Origin of the sequence: Acinetobacter sp. YH12027 (assembly GCF_013420085.1) — a bacterium.
GTDB lineage: Bacteria > Pseudomonadota > Gammaproteobacteria > Pseudomonadales > Moraxellaceae > Acinetobacter > Acinetobacter amyesii.
The window spans coordinates 1-18816 of record NZ_VOYW01000050.1 but is presented as its reverse complement, the minus strand read 5'-3'; the positions used below and the strand labels follow the sequence as shown (position 1 = coordinate 18816).

Sequence of the window (18816 nt, the reverse complement as noted above, 5' to 3'; positions counted from 1 at the left end):
GTTAAAATGCTGTGCTGCTTTTCGCACAGACATTTCGTCTCGAATCATAATTTCTATGACTTTATCTTTAAAATCTTTTGAATATCCCATATCTCTATTGTTCTATAGTTTTTAGGATTTGGCTATATTTCAAAACTAAAAATTAATTTAATTTTTTATAGAGTTCCATCTTTCAACTTTAATAAATCATGATAAGTTTGTTTTTTTTGAACAATTGTCTTTAAGATAAAATCTGTCTTTCTTAATGACTCAGCATTGTTCAGATCAAGCATAATCGCCACTTCATTATACCATTCATCTTCAGGTGCATTATTTTCCCAACGATCCCCCCATCTGTCATCTCTACTAATTTGAATTGATGAATTCACATCGACTAAACCATCTTTATTTTCTTTTAAAATTCCTAAGTGAATTACTATTTCGATAGCATCATTAATAATTGTCAAAGGATAATATACCTCTCCATCTGGATTTCTTCTGAAATCAGAGTATTCATTTGCAGCAGACCAAGCTGTAATCTGCTCTTTTGGTATGTATGCTTCTAAAATATTCTTTAAACAAAGATACATACTACAATAATCGTCATATTCTCTATCCCACTGTAAAAATGGAAATTTTGGGTGATCCTTAAAAAAATTAACTATCTTTTCTATATTCGTCATTATTTAACCTTTTAATATTTCGCCCTTCAAAATATCTATATCCATTCTTCTAGCATCAAAATCTGGTGGAATAACACCAGTAAAATGACGACCTGCAAAACTAAAAGAATGTTTACCTACAGAAACTCCATATGGTGTCTTCGCTTCCATCCAAGCGATCATTGCTTTATAGGCTTGAGTTGCACCTTTGTGATAATCAACTGGACTTTTTATTTTAGTATCTGGTTTGCTATGACCTTCTAATTTTAGCATGGCAATACGCATGGAAAGTGCATATTGCTTACATAGTACTAGAGGCGGTGGAAAAGGGTGATTTGTCCAAACGCTACCTGCTTCAGTTGCAGTCACAATCATTCTATTTGCATTCTGCGCCTGTATACGACCACTATGCTGTTCGTTCTTACACTCCTTATTAGAACTATTACAAGATCTCTCAAGTTCCTTAGATTTCGCTTTACTTGCTGCCAATGCTTGATCTTTTTGCTCTTGAGTTATACCCGAACGACTATTATCGATATCCTCTTCAGCCAGATCAATTCTTTGATTGAGCATGCCTGTAATTGTTCCATCTCCTAATGGGGATGGAGTGAATATTCCAGTTAATATTACGCCTATAGGATTTGCTCTTGCTCCTACTTTAGCTGCAGTTCCTGCTCTTTCAGCAGCTTTTTCAGCAGTTGTCCCCCAACCACCAAAAATATCTGCTGCATCAGCCGCTATTGCCACGATTTTTTCTCCAATGCTTCATAGAATTTTTGACTATCTGAAGAATTTAAAGAGCTTTGTAAAACTCCAGCTAAGATATCAATTGCAAGAAATGGTGGAAATAATCTATTTATTAATAAACTGCGATTCCATGGATCATCATCTAAATTATTTTTATTCAAAATAAAACATAGTTCTCCATAAGCCGCTCTCCATTTGTCATAGTCAGCATGATTTTCCATTCCTACCAGATATTTTCGAATTTTTGTTTGGGCAGTAATCAGGAATTTTAGTCCACTATCTTCATTATTATTAAAATACTTTATCGCCAGTTCACTATAAGTGTTTTTTAGCCGATTCCAGTTCCACAAGGCTAGACTTTCTTCACGATCTGCAGAAAATTCCTCAAGCTGTTCTTTAGTAAATTCGATAACCATTCTAAATCCTCTCCAATAACTTGAAATCACCAGATACTTCTTGATACCACCAACCATCAATAGGTTCTAACAGAATATCTAAATTTTTTTTATCTAATAGTCGATTTAATGATTTGATAACTGAAGGATCATAAAATCTGAACAATGCTAATTCGCCGGATGGTAATTCTGCTTGTAAGAATGGCTGAAAATGTTTGATCAATTCTTGGTTCGATAGATTTGTTTTCAATATCGAAAACATTCCTAAATTTTCTTCTATAACAAGTTCATTAATAAATTTTTGATTATTTAGTTTATTTAAATTCAACAATAAAGGGGAAAATTCTAATGGTGTAGAATCATCAACAGTTCCATCGAATAAATTACCTATATATTTGATATTTCTATCATAGTTTAAAGTAAGCCAATGGCGCATATAAGTATAATTTTTAGCTGCATCAATCAACAGGAAGAAATTATATTTAGATTCTTCACCACTAATTTTCTTTGATAACTGTAATATGTCCATCCTATATTTCCCTATACACAAATGGTAAACCTTTTCGAGCGGCATCAATTAAACAGGGAATACATATTTTCGTAGAAATATTAGGAAGCTGGAAATTATGACGTGTACCTTTGACAAATTGTGCTTGAGCAGACCTAACCTCAACGAGCCCAGGACTATTAATATCAATAGAACCGTCAGTCTTTATTTTTATGTACCCCCCACCACAAGTCAGCATAATTTCTTTTTTGGCTGCAATCGTAATGGAATTCTCAGTACTCATGATCTTAAAATCCTTGAGAGATGCTAGATCAATTTGATCATTTTGCGCATGAACTTTAATTTCACCTTGAGCCGCTACAATATTTATACCTTTTTCTTGAGTATAAAAGCTTAATCCCTTCGCAGCATGAGCAGTAAACTCACCATTTGAATTTATATCTAACTGTTGACCCGATATAATTTTTATATTTTCTTTAGCAACATGAGTTTGGTTTTTTTGACTTACAGAAACAAAATCCTGAGGAGTACTAAGCAGAATATTAGGATGCTCAAACTTTTCTAGACTATTTTCTACTTGAGCAATCAAATCATTACTAATTTGATAGTTTTCATCTTGGAAAGCCTTACTTACTCGAGCATTTTTTTCTAAACTTTTGAGTTTTTCTATAGATTCATTTAATTGCGTTAACAACTCTTTTATATTTAATTGTATATCTTTGGCGTTTTCTTGACTCGCAGAACTAATCAATAATCCCTTACCAGCTCGAATAGCACCCCATTGATCGGTTCTCAGCTCAAAGCCTTCTCCTCGCCCTGCACTTTCTGCGGTTTCTTTGGGATGACTAAGGTTACCGAGGTTAAGCTGAGTGGCACCATGGGTACTTTGTAATTGTGTTGATATTTGTCCAGTCGTGTCATCAAAGCGCAGTTGTCCAAAGCCTTCCCCTTGGACTTCCTTACTTTTTATTCCCGCTAGTTTTTTTGTGTCTGGCAGTTTGCCTTTACTATCAAATTGGGTCGGACTGCGCTGTGCTTCATGTATACGTCCCACCACAAATGGTCGGTCGATGTTACCGTCAAAGAAATCGATGACCACGATTTCATTAATGCGTGGCAAGAAGCGTGCGCCATAGCCTTCACCGGCCCATGGAGTCAGTACATCTACCCATGCAGAGTCCGTGTCATTGTCATTGCTGCCTGCACCGCCATCATGGCTGTGGTCATCTCCACGGGTAAATAAGAAGCGAACTTTGATTCGTCCCCATTCATCGACATGTATTTCTTCACCGCTTGGTCCAACGACTTTGGCACGTTGCGGATGGGTGCTTGGACGATGTTCGAGTGGGTTATATTCAGGAACCGTCGCAATATTGCGGCGTTGTAATGTGAGCTGATTGGCCTGACGCTCGGCCTGTTCATGGATCGGTTTAATCTTCCACTGGCTTTGTGCAATCAGTTGATTGACCTGTTCAGTGAGATCTTTGGGTAAGTTATTTTGGTTATAGAATTTCTTTTCTGTGATTAAAAATTGTTTGTCTGCATCACTGTGTTGATCGATTTCTGGGTGTTCATTCAATTCAAACCAATAACCGACTTGTGTATCACGCACGGTCGATTGTGCATTGAATTTTTTCGATTGTAGCTCGTGATAGCGCGTTAGGTTTTGATTCAATTTTTCAATTTGGCTGTTGGATGAAGCGGTAGCTTGGTCTTCGCCTTTTAAGTCTTGCATCCATGCAGGGCTGATATGCCATGCTTGCTCCAAACTTAAGCTGGCATTGTCTTGGCTTTGGCTATGCTGATGTTTGCTTTGAACAGAACCTGCGCCTTCTTCTTGGCTGAGTCCATCGGCTTGCCAGCGCTGCACATGGACCGCAGTCGGTTGAATGCTACGCTCACCGATCAAGCTGGTGATGCTGTCTCGTTTTTCTGTGGCACTAGAGCGATGAAAGCGGATACTACGACGGCTGAGTGCTTGATATTGGCTATTGTCATCAATCAGGCGGAGTTTTTGTTTTTCAATTGGGCCTGAGGAATGTGGTACTTTCAGCTGCGCTTCATCGATGAGCCAGTTGATACCCTCACTGCGCCAAAGTCGGGTCAGAAAGTCATAATCGCTTTCATTCGACTGCATGATGAAAGGTCGAACGTCATAGTTTTGGCCTAAACCGCTTAGATCTAGCGTTAGACTGGCAGCAAAAAGCGGACTTTTGCTTTGCCATTCTTTAAAGAGAGTTTCACTGACATCGCGAACAGATTTGTTCATAAACACACGGCTGTTCCTGCGTTTATGCCACAGCGATGTTGCATCTTCTAAAGTGAGTTTATACAGCGTGAGTGAACCGTCACTCTGGCCTTGGGTGGCTTCGGTAATAATACCCGTGGTGCGGAAGAGTTCGCCCTGATCGGTCACTTGATCAACGGCGACTTGTACGCCAATAAATTGTTTTAGTGGAATAAGTGCATTAGTAGATAGGCAAATCAAAGTCGCTTGCAGGCCTTGGTTTAAGACATGCTCCCCATCAATACGTTGAATAAAAAGCTCTTCATTCAACGCAGGGTTGGAAAATTGCACATGAATGGCACGTTTTTGGGCGGATAGACCCAATTGTTCTAATACAGCAAATATTTTGCCTAACATAATAAAAATTCTAAATTGTAATCATGGAAATAATTTTGCTGCTAGTTTAGTCAAATTCATCAATAAACTTAATGCTTAAAACCATAGAAGATGTTTCGTTATGTAAAATCCACGATTCAAAAATTCACTTAAAAATAAAAAGCGGAGAACCCACTCACTAATTACTTCTTGCATATAAAATATTCACCAAATGGTCTTAGACCATGTACTTGCACCCAACGAACAGCGTCATGCACACAAGTGTAAAAATAGTTTTATCGTCTAATTAACATCGAGCTTAATGATCAATTTTTTAATATTATCTTTAAAAATAGTGGATTAATTTAAACTTAAGCTAGATTAAAAAACATACAATCCTTTCTTTCCTGTCTTGTAATTCACCTAAGATCCCCTATAATTCAAAAAAACAGACAAGTCTGTCTATTTTGCTGCAAAAACCGAATGAATTTAGCATTCAGAGGGTAAAAATATAAATGAGAGAAAACGTATAAAACGTTCGAAAATCAAATCATTGACTTAAGCTAACAAAGTGAATGATTTGAACGCACAATTGTCAGCAAAGCGCGATTACCCCAAATAATCGCGCTTTTTATTTTCTTAGAATCGTAAGTCATGTGAAAAAATTGATTGTTAATCAATACAAATAAGTCGTCGCTAGATTTAAAACCTAGATGCCTACAAACAAATTTTTAAGCGGCCAATTCCAAACGAATTAAGGTTTCAACTCGCTTCCAATAATCTGCTAAATGCACTTGGTCGGGGTCAATTTGGGCTTGGATGGTCATGCCATCCAAAATACTACTCAGAAATGCAGCGAGTTGTTCAGTTTGCTGAATGCCCAGATTTTGCAAGGCAGTACTTAGTTTTGATTTGAGCCAGTCTTTATAATCGATCGCAGGTTGCAATGAAGACGGATAAACTTTAGATATTTCTTCTACTGCTTTTTGAAACATACAACCATTAAAATCTGCGGTACGAAACCAAGCATCGTACCAAGCAAAAATGGTTTTAATATGCGAAAGATGGTCTTCTGGATCACATTCTGCAATAGCAGCTTCAAGTGATTCCTGTAAATTAAGATTTCGAATCACGAGACATTCTTCAATTAATTTGGCTTTAGAGGGGAAATATTTATAAAACGTCATTTTAGCAACGCCCGATTCCCCAATAATTCGATCTATACCAATCGAGTTATAGCTATAAGAATTGAAGAGTTGGAGCGCAACGTTAATGATGTCTTGCTTTTTCGACATTTAATTTACCTGATGCACCAATGGGGCCTAAACATAAAGCTTTTAAGGTAGAAAACCTAATTTTTAAACATGATTTTCGCGCGCTATTGTAAAGCATAACTTAATTGGAGTCTGTAGATAAAACTTCAGCATCCCATTAAATACAGTCTGATTTCAGAAGATTTATCGATATAGCAGTCAAGAAAATTTCGTATAAAACTGACTGCTATTTTAATATCAACTAGCGACTTAACGACTCTTCATCTGCGTTAAAAACATGGATAAAATGAATGCCATTAACGGTGGATTTAAGAGTAAGTATTTAAGAGCAAGGGGTACTCATAATATCTTTTTGCTTACGCTCTTGCAGTGCTTTTCGAATCACCTGATAACCGCCCGTTAAACCTAAAATTGCCATGATTGCGGCCACAATCAAATCTGGCCATAGACTGCCTGTACCAAATACCCCAACAGCCGCCAAGATCACCGCGACATTACCAATCGCATCATTACGGCTACATAGCCAAACGGATTGCATATTGGAGTCGCCTTCTCGGAAGGCATATAAAACATATGCACAAATGACATTAGCGACTAAGGCCAAAATACCAATCACACCCATGGTGATCGGTTCAGGAGCGATCCCATTGGCATAGGCATAGAGCACTTTGGCAATCACCACGATACCAAACGCTGCCATAACAAAACCTTTAACCAAGGCAACTGTTGCACGCCAATATAAGCTGGCGCCAAGCACGGCTAATGAAACCCCATAATTAACAGCATCACCAAAGAAATCTAACGAGTCCGCCCAAAGCGCAGAAGAATGTGCATAAGCCCCGCCAATCAGTTCCACCAAAAACATCATGGCGTTAATGATTAAGGCGATCCAAAGCGCGATACGAAATTTACTGTTGGGTTTGCTTGGTGCTGGCTCATGACTACATGTACATGCCATAAATGTGCTCCAATTTAAAAATCAATGGATTTGTATTATTCTTATTCAAAACTATGGACTCACTCCAAGGTCAAGCATGAACGTACAAAAACATTATTTGATTAAAGAATTGTCCACCAAATCTGGGGTAAGCGTTGACAGTATTCGCTTTTATGAAAAGAAAAAACTGCTGAAACCTAGCTTCCGCGCAGACAACAATTATCGCTATTATGATGAAGAAATGTACAAACGTTTGGTTTTTATTAAGCGCTGTCGAAACCTTGATATTTCTCTCACCGAGATTCAAACCCTGCTTGAACTTGAGCAATCCCCTACGCAAAGCTGTCATGCTGTGAATGAATTAATTGACAATCACATTCGTCAAGTTTCTGAAAAAATTAAAGAATTAGAAAATTTTAAAATACAGTTAAGTAAGCTCCGTGCCAGTTGTAATGAAACCAGTCAAATTAATGATTGCCAAATTTTAAAACATTTGGAAAACGGAATATCTTGAAAACCCAACTAAAATACTTGGTTGAATCCTTTTTTTAGATCACTACAATAAAGCCATAAATTTTTTATGCCTTTATTGACATGACGATTCAACACGTAACCGAACTCCTCTCACCTGCTGGCTCATTAAAAAATATGCGCTACGCTTTTGCTTATGGCGCAGATGCCGTGTATGCAGGTCAGCCGCGATATAGCTTACGTGTGCGCAATAATGCTTTCGACCATGACAATTTAAAAATTGGCATTGAAGAAGCTCATGCCTTAGGTAAAAAGTTTTATGTGGTGGTAAACATCCAACCTCATAACTCAAAACTGAAAAATTTCATCCGTGACCTTGAACCTGTGGTTGCCATGAATCCTGATGCACTGATCATGTCTGACCCTGGTCTGATCATGATGGTGCGTGAACATTTTCCAGAAGTGTCCATTCATTTGTCTGTACAAGCCAATGCGGTGAACTGGGCAACGGTTAAATTTTGGAAAAATATGGGACTGACACGTGTCATTTTGTCACGTGAATTATCAATCGAAGAAATTGAAGAAATTAAACACAATGTACCTGATATGGAAATTGAAGTTTTCGTACATGGTGCATTATGTATGGCTTACTCCGGTCGTTGCTTACTTTCTGGCTACATGAATAAACGTGATGCAAACCAAGGTGCATGTACCAATGCATGCCGTTGGGATTATAAAATTTACGATGCAGTTGAAGATGAAACTGGTGATGTTATTCCAGTCACACAAATTGAAGAATCATCATGCTGCAATAATAAAAATGCCGATGAGCAACACGCCCTAGAACAACACCAATTCGGCGAGCCGGTTTTATTACAACGCAATGAAGAAGACATGTTTGCTGCCGAAGAAGATGAACATGGCACTTATTTCATGAACTCGAAAGACTTGCGTGCTGTACAGCATGTTGACCGTTTAACCAAAATGGGCATTCATTCTTTAAAAATTGAAGGCCGTACCAAGTCTTATTTCTACTGTGCGCGTACCGCTCAAATTTATCGTAAAGCCATCGATGATGCCCTTTCTGGTAAACCATTTGACCCAGCTCTCATGTCACAACTTGAAGGTCTTGCGAACCGTGGTTATACCGAAGGTTTTCTACGCCGCCATGTACATAGTGAATATCAAAACTATGAAACCGGCTCTTCACGTTTTGATCATCAACAGTTTGTAGGTGAAGTTTTAGAACGCGATGGTGACTCTCTTAAAATCGAAGTGAAAAACCGTTTTGTTGTGGGTGATTCTTTAGAACTGATGACCACTTCAGGCAATATCACCTTCGTTTTAACTGAAATGAAAGATAAAAAAGGTAATCTGATTGACGATGCCAAAGGTTCAGGTCATATCGTTGATATTCCTGTGCCTGCCGATGTGGATATGCGTTATGCCCTACTGATTCGTAATTTACCCAATTCGACCGTAGATATTTCGGCTTCATCTTTAGCTTATCAGGCTTGAGTTCGCTTTATGGCTTTGTTGATTACAGATAAATGCATCAATTGTGACATGTGTCTACCTGAATGTCCCAATGACGCTATTTATGAAGGCTCAAAGATTTATGAAATCGATGTCGCACGTTGTACTGAATGTGTCGGTTTCTATGAGCACCAAACTTGTGTTTCAGTTTGTCCGATTGAGTGCATTATTCCACATCCGGAGCATATAGAAAGCCAAACTGATTTATTGGAGAAGTTTAAAGGTTTGAATTTATTTAAATCTTAAATGCATGGTGAGATTGGTATATTAATTGCTTACTCCGCTTTATATTTTATAGAGAAACAACCTTGGGGAAAGTATAAAAATAAGGTTGTAAAACAAAAATAGCTGGGCAACGAATAGGATTCAAAATGTGTGGGGACATTTTTGAATCCTAATTTTGCAGACAAAAAAAGGAACTCCGGTGTTAGCGTCCAAAGTTCCTGTAAAACGAGAATATTAAGAAAAATAATATTCAAATGACAACATTCAGCGCGGCCAGTGTGTTTCTCGAAACCCACTGGCCTTTCTTTTATTGACCAGAGCGGATGATGTAATCAAAAGCAGACAATGATGCTTTCGCGCCTTCACCTGTCGCAATGATGATTTGTTTGTACGGTACTGTTGTACAATCACCGGCAGCAAATACACCTTTTACATTGGTTTCGTTACGCTCGTTAATTACGATCTCACCACGGTTTGAAAGTTCAACCGCTGTTTCTTTTAAGAAATCAGTATTTGGTAACAAACCGATTTGTACGAAGATACCAGCCAATTCAATCGTTTTGATTTCATCTGTTGCACGATCTTTATACTTTAGTGCAGTGACTTGTGAACCATCACCGACCACTTCTGTAGACAATGCATTCATGATCACAGTGGTATTCGGTAAGCTGTTTAACTTGTCTTGAAGCACTTGGTCAGCACGAAGCTTAGTATCAAACTCAACTAGCGTTACATGTTCCACAATACCTGCAAGGTCAATCGCTGCTTCTACACCTGAGTTACCACCACCGATCACCGCAACACGTTTACCTTTAAACAATGGACCGTCACAGTGTGGGCAGTATGCAACACCACGAGTACGGTATTCTTGTTCACCCGGAACGTTCATTTCTCTCCAACGTGCACCAGTCGATAGAATCACTGTTTTAGATTCAAGTTTTGCACCATTCTCTAAAGTCACTTCAACTAAGCCATTAGCTGTTTGGTCAGCACCTTTGATGTCAGATACACGTTGCAAGTTCATAATGTCCACACCGTACTCACGTACATGTGCTTCCATTTCAGCAGCAAACTTAGGACCTTGAGTCTTTTGAATCGACGTGAAGTTTTCAATGTCCATCGTATCCATGACCTGACCGCCCATGCGTTCAGCCACGATACCGGTTTTAATGCCTTTACGTGCTGCATAGATTGCAGAGGTATTACCCGCAGGGCCACCACCAATCACAAGGACATCAAAGGCTTCTTTGGCATTTAGCTTTTCAGCATCTTTTGCAGCAGAGTTGGTGTCTAATTTAGCAATGATTTCTTCCAACGTCATACGACCTTGACCGATGTGGTTGCCGTCTTGGAATACCATTGGTACAGCCATGATTTTGCGTTCTTCCACTTCGTCTTGGAAGAATGCACCATCAATCATGGTTGCAGTTGTACCCGGGTTGTAAATTGCGATCAAGTTAAGTGCTTGAACCACGTCAGGACAGTTATGGCAGCTTAGAGATACAAACACATCAAAGTCAGTTTTAAGACCTAGACCTTTGATGGTGTTCAGTACTTCGTCAGAAACTTTCGGTGCATAACCAGAGGTTTGTAACAATGCCAAAATCAAAGAAGTGAATTCGTGGCCCATCGGCAAACCTGCGAAGAATACACGTGGAGTTTCACCTGCTTTTGCAATACCAAAGCTTGGCGCACGTTTGTTTGTGCCATCGAAACGAGCAGTCACTTGTGGAGATAGTGCTGCAACTTCTTCTACCAATTCTTTAATTTTGTCTGATTTGTCTGTGCCGTTTAAAGTCGCGACGATTTCAATCGGGCCTTCAAGGCGTTCAAGTAAGGTTTTTAATTGAGCAGAAGTATTTTGATCTAACATTACTAACGTCTCCAGAGGAGTAAATTTATTTGATGAGAGAATGATAGAACAAACCATTAAATAGGTGAAACGGTTTGTTTTTATAAAATTAATCGGTTTTACAAATTAAATGATTAAATTTCTTTCTGAATCATAAATATATGGGCCTATATTAACATTAAAATGATTTATTTCGTACATATATATCGTGATAAATCCCTCATTTTTTTCTTTTTTATTGAAATCACACCAAGCCTGCGCAAGACCCACTTACGTCCTGATTAATTACAAAATCTTTATAAAGCTTTAAGTTTCATTTCAGCAAGACGGCATTAAATCAAATGAAATATCAGGTGATTTGACTGCTTTTGAGTTCCATCAATAAAGCCACAATCAATCTCTTGCATCAATCAGCCATCGATCTACAAGTATAAAATCAACAGTGAGCAGAATAATGAAAATTGAATTTGTATTTGATATTGTTTATCCCATGAGTTATGTCGCATTTCAAAAGTTAAAACAAAACTGGAATGAACATACAGCAACCCGTGTAGAGCTATTACCGATTCAACGCGTTCCAGAAATTCCTGAACAAGGCTTAGATGTGCTGCAGTATTTAACCGATAAGTATGGTGCGAGTGCAGCAAAGCGAAAACTCGAAATGACAAAGTTTGCCGCTTATAGCGAAGATGTGATTGTCAGTATTGAACATATGAAACGTGTGCCAAACAGCCAACTGGCTCATCAAGCTATTTTGGCCTTGGACAATATTCTGGATCAATATGCCCTGACTCAAGCCCTATTCCATGCATTATTTGCACACGGTCAAGATATTGCTGATATTCAGGTTTTAAAAAGCATTATTGAAGGCATTGGTTTAGATGGCTCGAAAGTACTGCGCTCAATTCAACATAAAGATATTGCAGACCGTCAGCATGAAATTACACAGTATGTAAAATCAAAGGGACAGCACCCCATTCCTTTTTACCTTGTGGATGGCGAAGTAAATGATCAGACTTTTTCTACACAGGAACTTCGACAACTTTTTCATCGCGCAAGTTAATCTACCCAATATCAAAAATCCCCATACTATGTGATGGGGGTTTTTATTCTGAGCAATGCAATGATCTAAAAAGTGAATAGGCCTGTTAATGAAGTCCCTGCTCAATTCGATTAATCCGTGATTTGAACTGCTGAGAAAGCAGATACAAAATTAAGCTCAAAACCAGCGTGAGTACTATCACGGCGATCAACACCCAACGTACAACAACTTCTAGTACATTGGCTTGCTGAACTTGTTTTTCCACGCTTTGCGCCATCGGTGTCATGGTTTTATCAAATAGCTGATTTTGCATCGCCCAGAGCTGTTCAGGCTGAAAACCGTATTCACGGAATTTTGCTGGATTTTGTTGCTCGGTATTGATTAAGGATTGCACCAAAGGAATTGCTGTCGCACGATCTACAGGCTTATGCATCAAAGCAGCTTGTGCAAGTAAATAGGCTTGCACAGGTTTTGCCAATTGTGCATCTTCAATTTCGAAAGCCAGCTGGCTTTCCTGAATATTTTTTTCATAATGTACCAATTTTTGATCTGCTGCACGGTCATCATGATTAAGGTCATATTGCACATAAGTTAAGCCTGACCAAAGCACAATAAACGATAAAATCCAGCCGACAAATTTCAATACAAAAGATTGGAATCGAATTCTAAAAAATTGAAATTTTTTTAGAAAACCAACCAAGAAAAATGCGCCAATAAATGAAACGATGAGTTTCAGAAATAACCAACCAATAAAGGATAAAAAGGTTAAAAAATAGTCGGAAGACTCACCGAGTTGATATGTCAAATCACCTGCACTAACGGGAATATGCAGTTGCTGTACGCTAGAACTTAGGCCAAAAAAGCTATAAACCATATCATGCTGAATAAACAACATCACAGCTGAAACGATCAGCACAGAAACACTGGTTAAGGTCAATAACGTCAAATTAAGTTGACGCTTCTTAATGGTTTGAAGCCCTGTTTCCAGTTGCTGCGGATTTAGCGCATATTCATCAATGGGAGGCAAAGACATACTCCTTCAGATTATATTTTCACCTCCCTCACCGTTTATGAAGAAGGGTTTGAACCACTCGATTCAATCACTAAATGATTCAAATTGTTTTGTAAGGCACGAATACGTGTCGTCGCTTCTTCACGCTTTTGTACACCTTCTTTCTGAATTTGAATCACATCATTAACGGTTTTAATGAGGGTATTTTGCACATGTTCAAGTGTTTCGATATCAATCACTGAACGCTGATTGGCTTTTGCTGTATCGACAGAGTTTTGATGCAACAAATCGGCATTGCGTTTTAACAGGTCATTGGTCGCATCATCAATGCTATTTGCCAATTGCACGCTGTTCTTTTGTTCCTGCAATGAAATCGCCAAACTAATTTGGTTTTTCCACGCAGGTAATGTGATGTTTTTAATTGCATAAAACTTATCGACCAACATCAAATTGTTGGATTGAATTATGCGAATCATCGGCAAGGTCTGCATAGCAGATTGTTGCAAGATCTGTAGATCACTCACACGTTTTTCAAGATTATTGGCCAAATGGTTGAGGTCATAGACTTTTTGCGTAGTTGTTTGATCTTGAACTTGTGTGGTTAATCTTGCAATTTCCTGTTGGATTTCCTGCTCTTTCAACTTACCTGCGGCGATATACACCCCTAATTGTTTATATTCGTCTTGTACGCCTTCAAACATTTTATCTAAGGTATTTACACGCGCTTTTAAGCCATTTTGCGAAGTTTCAATTTCTTTAACCAAAGCATCAATTTGCTCTTTGGTGGTATTAAAGTGCTGATCAAAACTTTGCTTGGCACCTTTAAATTTACTCAGTAAACCACCAAAAAATCCTGAGCTTTTAGATTTATTTAAAATGCTCGTGGTGTTTAGTTGCTGTGCGACTTGTACCACCTGATTGAGCTTTTGACCTGTCGCATCTAGATCTTTATTTTGCACCAAATTTAATAATTCATCGGTATAGGTCGACGTCTTGGTGGCAATGTTTTTACCATATTCAGCAACACTATTATGACTTAAATCTGCCAATTCCTTACGTGCAGCTTCGACTTCGTGAAAATCGGAAGTTTGTAAGCCAATTTCCTGCAAATTGAGTTGCTGAAATTTTTCTTCAGTCAATTCTTTGCTTACTTCAACGGGTAAATTTTTGGCATCTAAATCGGTCATAACTCACCTTATATTTCTAAGACTTAGAGGAATTCTCTAATGATTTTTTTAAAGTTTTAATCAAATTTTCACGGCTATTATCAAGCTTTTCCAATGAACTTGTCGAGTTACTTTGACGACTTTGTTTCACATGATATTGCCATGCTGGAATCAACACCTGCTGAGCTTCCTTATATCGATCTAATAATTCAAAAGAAAGCTGCTGAGAAAGCTGCATTTGCGTAATCGCAATATCATTACTGGCTTGTAAGGTTTGCAACGTATTCACCTTTTTCGATAAACGTTCTGCAAAGTTGTCAAGCGGATGCTGATTTTTCACAAACTGTGGGTATTCCAACAAAAACTCTTCAGCCGCGACGATATATCGCGCCATTTGCTCACGTAAGCCTTGTAGTTGATTAAAACGTGCTTGGGACTTTTGAATTTCTAACTGTAGTTTTTGGCTCAGATGATTTGCCCGATCAAGTAATTGATCTAGATTTTTGTAATATTCAACTTGTCCTGAACCATATTCCAAATCGATGCCTAACCATTTTTGCAGGGCATTAAATTTGCGTGTTTTTAAATATTTTTTTGAATTGGCTAGAGCTTGAATCAACTGTTCAATAGTTTGACTAAGTTGTTTCGTCAATTGAGGGTCAACACCGTCTAGCAGCACCGACTGTGCTTGAATTAATTGATCTGCATAATGATTTAGACGATATTGATCGGTCAGTAATGGCACAAGGTCATTCCGCTTAATCGAAAGCACTTCCGCCCGATCTACCGTAATATCCTTTAACGGCACCAATACATCAATTTGTGACATAGCCAATTAAACTCAATAAAATCATTTTTATACTACAAGTTTTGCCATAAAAGTCTTGTAGTATTTTGCAAAAAATATATCTATTTCATCGGTCAAATTTCGTCATTAAATTCAACCGTTGCCTATAGATCCGCCTAAGCAGCCATACGGCATCATTTCAATGGATATGATGACCTACACAGATGAATTCAAGCTTAAGATACCCAAAGATTCAATCTAGATTTAAATTAAACAACTGACTCTACATGAATTATTATTAAAATTATCGTAAAATTTAATCCATATACTTTAGAACCAAATATTAGATCAATAATTTTAGAGGCTTAAATGGAACGTTTTTTCCATAACACAATGTATGCAGCACGTTGGATTCTGGCTCCCGTGTACTTTGGTTTATCCTTTGCACTGCTACTGCTCGCGATTAAATTTTTCCAAGAAGTCATTCATGTCCTTCCGCATATTTTAGAATATTCAGAAGCTGACCTGATTTTAGTCATCCTCTCTTTGGTCGATATGACTATGGTGGGCGGACTGATTGTAATGGTGATGTTTTCTGGCTATGAAAACTTTGTTTCCCAACTGAAAATAAATGAATCGACCAATCGATTGAACTGGCTCGGTACTATGGATGCCAATTCATTAAAACTCAAAGTTGCAGCATCAATCGTGGCAATTTCTTCGATTCATTTATTGCGTATTTTTATGGATGCGAAAAACATCCCCAATGACAAAATCATGTGGTACATCATCATGCATTTAACCTTTGTTTTTTCTGCTTTTATGATGGGATATTTGGATAAAATCAGTAAGCACTAATCTAGATAAGGTTAATGAAGCCATTTGCGATAATGGCTTCTCGTCAAATTTTAAATCTAGTTATTCATCAAGTTCACTCATTCGCCTTAAACGCCCAAGATTCAAGATCACGATTTGTCCATAATTCCACGCGATCACTTGTGTTTGGACAAATTGCTGTAAATGTTTATTCAAGGTTTGCCGTGAAATATTAAATGACTCTGCAAATTCCTGCTGACTGAGTTTCAGGGGAATTTCCTGCCGACATCCATATTGTTCATAGAGTCGAATCAAATGTCTTGCGATGCGCTGCTCTAGCGTTGCCGTTCTCAAATAACGATTATGCTCAAACATCAAATACATACGTCGACTGAGAGATTGCACGACATTCCAAAGCGCCTGTGGATCACGCTGTAAAACCGCTAAAAACGTTGTTCCAGAAATGATCGCCACCTCAACATGTGTCGCAGCAAAATAATCATAACTCAAAGGCTTTTGTTGTAAGAGTGCGACAAAATTAAATACCGACTGGCGACGGATATAGTCATTTACAATCAATTCACCATTATTTTGCAACCAACCAATTTGTAGCGTACCTGAAAGCAAAATATAAATATCTTGCACGATTTGTTGTTGTTTTAAGATGTGCTGCTGCGAATGAAACCGTGAATATTTCACCTGTTGCACAAGCTGTTCTAAAGTCTGATCGCTAAAGCCCTGAAAGATGTCTTCATTACGCAAAATTTGCAACAAATGCTGTTGGGCTGTGTTCTTTTGATCGCTCACGTCTATAAAAAATACCTAAGATCTCATTGATCTTAGGCAAGTGCTGAAAAATGTAAAACCATTGTTTTTCGCATTATTTATCTGTTTTTATGCTGTTTTAAATGACGCTCTAATACTTAAGATGCTTTCTCATAAATACGGCCTGCTTCAGAACGCAAGTTTGAAATGTCGGTGTTTTGAATATTTTTCAGTACAGTACTCGGCTGACCATTTACATTGACAGGCACATCGCCCTCGATAGTGACACGTGATGCGATACGAAGCGCGTCCCCATAGTCATTAATGGCACGGTGCTGCGTCGCACGATTATCCCAAATCGCAACATCACCAACCGCCCAGCGCCAACGCACAATATTTTCCCATTGCACGATTTGCTCTTGAAAGAGTTCAAATAGGCGTCGTGACTGTGCCGGACTATATCCAATGAAGCGTTTAAAGAAGTGACCCAACACCAAACTTCTTTCACCTGTTTCAGGATGTACACGCACCAAAGGATGCTCGGTTTCTACTTCTACCGCGGTACGGAATAAGTGGCGACCTTCTTCATTGTACTGACCTTTCGGCGCCGCATAGTCATAACTATTACTATGCACCGCGCGTAATTGTTCCGCCAGTTTTTGCAGCTCCGGACTTAAATCTTCATAAGCGGTCACGGTATTGGCCCAAACCGTATCGCCACCATGTTCAGGTGCAACTACATTTCTTAAAATTGTGGCTTTAGGATAATTGGGCAAAAACGTAATATCGGTATGCCACGAGTCTGCACGCCCACCACGTGAGTCAATTGACAAAGTATGTGCTGTACCATCTTTGAGTGGCACACTTGGGTGATTCAACGGATTACCTAAAAGTCGTGCAAAGGCTTCTTGTTCTAGATCTGTGAGATCTTGCTGTCCACGCACAAATACAACTTTATATTTTAAAAGTGCATGATTAAATTCATCGACCACGCTTTTGTCTAAACTTCCAGACAACTGAATGCCAGAAATTTCGGCACCAATACGACCGGTTACAGGTTTTACTTCAATATGCTGATATTGATAGTCTGGATTGTAATGATTCGATTCTAAGTGTGTCATAGGGCTCTACCTTATTCTTCAAATTATTAAGCAACGATGGTGTTGTTGAAATACAGTGTGCCGACTTCGTGCCCATGACTCTGTCAATTCTTTGACAGTTTTCCCAAGTTAAACTGCTATGGTTGTGATGAAATCTGCTTAACAACTTTTGCCCATTTCATATCTAAAAATGCAATAAAGAAAAAATAAAAAAGCCATCGGTATCGATGGCTTTGTGTACGGATTATATCTGTATATCACAGCGGAATTATAGATAATTCCCTTCACGCTCAGGTTGATAGAGCACTTTAATGATTTTGACTTTCATGGTGTGACCATCAGGCTGCGGCCATTCTATTTCCTGCCCTTCAGCCAAACCTAAAATGGCAGCGCCCACTGGAGCCAAAACATTGACTTGACCTTTATCGCCACGAAAATCATGTGGATAGACCAGTGTAATTTCGGTTGCTTCTGTCGCAGGTGCAATGTTAATGAGAACTTTGGCATTCATACTCACCACATTGGCAGGGACATCTTGTGGAGCAACCACTTCAGCACGCGCCATCTCATCTTCCAAATGCTCCATCGTCGGCGTCAACTTAGACTGATGCTCCAACATGGTTTCTAAGCGATGTAAATCTTGTTCTGAAAGAATAATATTGGGTTTTTTCATATAAAGTTCCTTTGCGACCTTGCCAACAGATCTATAGCGATGGGCAAATTTTTTGTTATCTCTTATTCCGTTATATCAGAAATATAAATGTTTAGATAACTTTTGAATTTTTCTGATGACATAAAAAAAAGCCCCCTTGAGGGCACTGCTGTCCCATAGTTTGCTTTAAATAAAAAAACCTGAGTCCTAACAGTTAAAATATGAGTGCAAACAAACACTTTAACGACCAGGATTCAGGTTTTGTCACATCAGAATACCGTATTTCAT

Annotated in this window: 19 protein-coding genes; 5 read left to right on the top strand and 14 right to left on the bottom strand. The window is 38.5% G+C overall.

Translation table 11 applies throughout. From position 1 onward, the window contains the following. Positions 1-155: 155 nt before the first annotated feature. The 7 genes from FTT94_RS14610 to FTT94_RS14580 form a co-directional block, all read right to left on the bottom strand. Positions 156-662: a hypothetical protein gene (locus tag FTT94_RS14610; RefSeq protein WP_111885350.1), complete on the bottom strand. Its 507-nt coding sequence runs from the start codon at positions 660-662 to the stop codon at positions 156-158. A gap of 3 nt (positions 663-665) precedes the next feature. Then, positions 666-1388 (bottom strand): hypothetical protein, encoded by a 723-nt coding sequence (locus tag FTT94_RS14605; RefSeq protein WP_180056089.1) that lies wholly within the window; start codon positions 1386-1388, stop codon positions 666-668. After that, the gene (locus tag FTT94_RS14600) at positions 1379-1804 is read right to left on the bottom strand and encodes a hypothetical protein (protein ID WP_111885352.1); all 426 of its coding nucleotides are present in this window, start codon (positions 1802-1804) and stop codon (positions 1379-1381) included. Before FTT94_RS14600 ends, FTT94_RS14605 begins: the two co-directional genes overlap by 10 nt. A gap of 1 nt (position 1805) precedes the next feature. After that, positions 1806-2312 carry a DUF4123 domain-containing protein gene (locus tag FTT94_RS14595; protein ID WP_111885353.1) on the bottom strand — a complete coding sequence of 169 codons (507 nt, stop codon included), beginning with the start codon at positions 2310-2312 and terminating at the stop codon, positions 1806-1808. 1 nt (position 2313) lies between these two features. Next, entirely contained in the window at positions 2314-4935 is a 2622-nt protein-coding gene (locus tag FTT94_RS14590) for a type VI secretion system Vgr family protein (protein WP_180171023.1), read from the bottom strand. A 689-nt stretch (positions 4936-5624) separates the two neighbouring features. Further along, complete coding sequence (locus FTT94_RS14585; protein WP_180171022.1) at positions 5625-6188, bottom strand: TetR/AcrR family transcriptional regulator; 564 nt, start codon at positions 6186-6188, stop codon at positions 5625-5627. Between the two features lie 301 nt (positions 6189-6489). Then, positions 6490-7125 (bottom strand): cation transporter, encoded by a 636-nt coding sequence (locus tag FTT94_RS14580; RefSeq protein WP_180171021.1) that lies wholly within the window; start codon positions 7123-7125, stop codon positions 6490-6492. A 76-nt stretch (positions 7126-7201) separates the two neighbouring features. Between FTT94_RS14580 and FTT94_RS14575 the strand changes: the two genes are divergently transcribed. From FTT94_RS14575 to FTT94_RS14565, 3 genes are all read left to right on the top strand, one after another. Further along, complete coding sequence (locus FTT94_RS14575) at positions 7202-7618, top strand: Cd(II)/Pb(II)-responsive transcriptional regulator (protein WP_180089094.1); 417 nt, start codon at positions 7202-7204, stop codon at positions 7616-7618. An 80-nt stretch (positions 7619-7698) separates the two neighbouring features. Continuing rightward, positions 7699-9093, top strand: coding sequence for a tRNA 5-hydroxyuridine modification protein YegQ (yegQ, locus tag FTT94_RS14570; RefSeq protein ID WP_180171020.1), 1395 nt, complete (start codon positions 7699-7701; stop codon positions 9091-9093). A gap of 9 nt (positions 9094-9102) precedes the next feature. Beyond that, a complete protein-coding gene (locus tag FTT94_RS14565; RefSeq protein ID WP_078194533.1) occupies positions 9103-9357 on the top strand; it encodes a YfhL family 4Fe-4S dicluster ferredoxin in 255 nt (84 codons plus the stop codon). 286 nt (positions 9358-9643) lie between these two features. Here the strand turns inward: FTT94_RS14565 and ahpF are convergent, their stop codons facing one another. Continuing rightward, complete coding sequence (ahpF, locus tag FTT94_RS14560; protein ID WP_180171019.1) at positions 9644-11209, bottom strand: alkyl hydroperoxide reductase subunit F; 1566 nt, start codon at positions 11207-11209, stop codon at positions 9644-9646. A gap of 433 nt (positions 11210-11642) precedes the next feature. Between ahpF and FTT94_RS14555 the strand changes: the two genes are divergently transcribed. Continuing rightward, positions 11643-12251, top strand: coding sequence for a DsbA family protein (locus FTT94_RS14555; protein ID WP_180171018.1), 609 nt, complete (start codon positions 11643-11645; stop codon positions 12249-12251). Between the two features lie 85 nt (positions 12252-12336). Here FTT94_RS14555 and FTT94_RS14550 read toward each other — a convergent pair whose 3' ends face one another. The 3 genes from FTT94_RS14550 to FTT94_RS14540 are packed head-to-tail and all read right to left on the bottom strand — an operon-like array spanning position 12337 to position 15237. Next, positions 12337-13257: a hypothetical protein gene (locus tag FTT94_RS14550; RefSeq protein WP_180171024.1), complete on the bottom strand. Its 921-nt coding sequence runs from the start codon at positions 13255-13257 to the stop codon at positions 12337-12339. A 41-nt stretch (positions 13258-13298) separates the two neighbouring features. Beyond that, positions 13299-14429, bottom strand: a complete 1131-nt coding sequence (locus FTT94_RS14545) for a toxic anion resistance protein (RefSeq protein WP_180107246.1) — start codon at positions 14427-14429, stop codon at positions 13299-13301. A 16-nt stretch (positions 14430-14445) separates the two neighbouring features. Beyond that, positions 14446-15237 carry a tellurium resistance protein gene (locus tag FTT94_RS14540; RefSeq protein ID WP_180041543.1) on the bottom strand — a complete coding sequence of 264 codons (792 nt, stop codon included), beginning with the start codon at positions 15235-15237 and terminating at the stop codon, positions 14446-14448. A gap of 327 nt (positions 15238-15564) precedes the next feature. Between FTT94_RS14540 and FTT94_RS14535 the strand changes: the two genes are divergently transcribed. Further along, the gene (locus tag FTT94_RS14535) at positions 15565-16053 is read left to right on the top strand and encodes a TIGR00645 family protein (RefSeq protein ID WP_078189122.1); all 489 of its coding nucleotides are present in this window, start codon (positions 15565-15567) and stop codon (positions 16051-16053) included. A 60-nt stretch (positions 16054-16113) separates the two neighbouring features. Here FTT94_RS14535 and FTT94_RS14530 read toward each other — a convergent pair whose 3' ends face one another. The 3 genes from FTT94_RS14530 to rnk form a co-directional block, all read right to left on the bottom strand. After that, positions 16114-16818, bottom strand: coding sequence for a Crp/Fnr family transcriptional regulator (locus FTT94_RS14530; protein ID WP_180171017.1), 705 nt, complete (start codon positions 16816-16818; stop codon positions 16114-16116). Positions 16819-16934: 116 nt separating this feature from the next. After that, positions 16935-17897, bottom strand: a complete 963-nt coding sequence (locus tag FTT94_RS14525; RefSeq protein ID WP_180171016.1) for a TauD/TfdA family dioxygenase — start codon at positions 17895-17897, stop codon at positions 16935-16937. 247 nt (positions 17898-18144) lie between these two features. Then, positions 18145-18549, bottom strand: coding sequence for a nucleoside diphosphate kinase regulator (gene rnk, locus FTT94_RS14520; RefSeq protein WP_078192900.1), 405 nt, complete (start codon positions 18547-18549; stop codon positions 18145-18147). Positions 18550-18816: the final 267 nt, after the last annotated feature.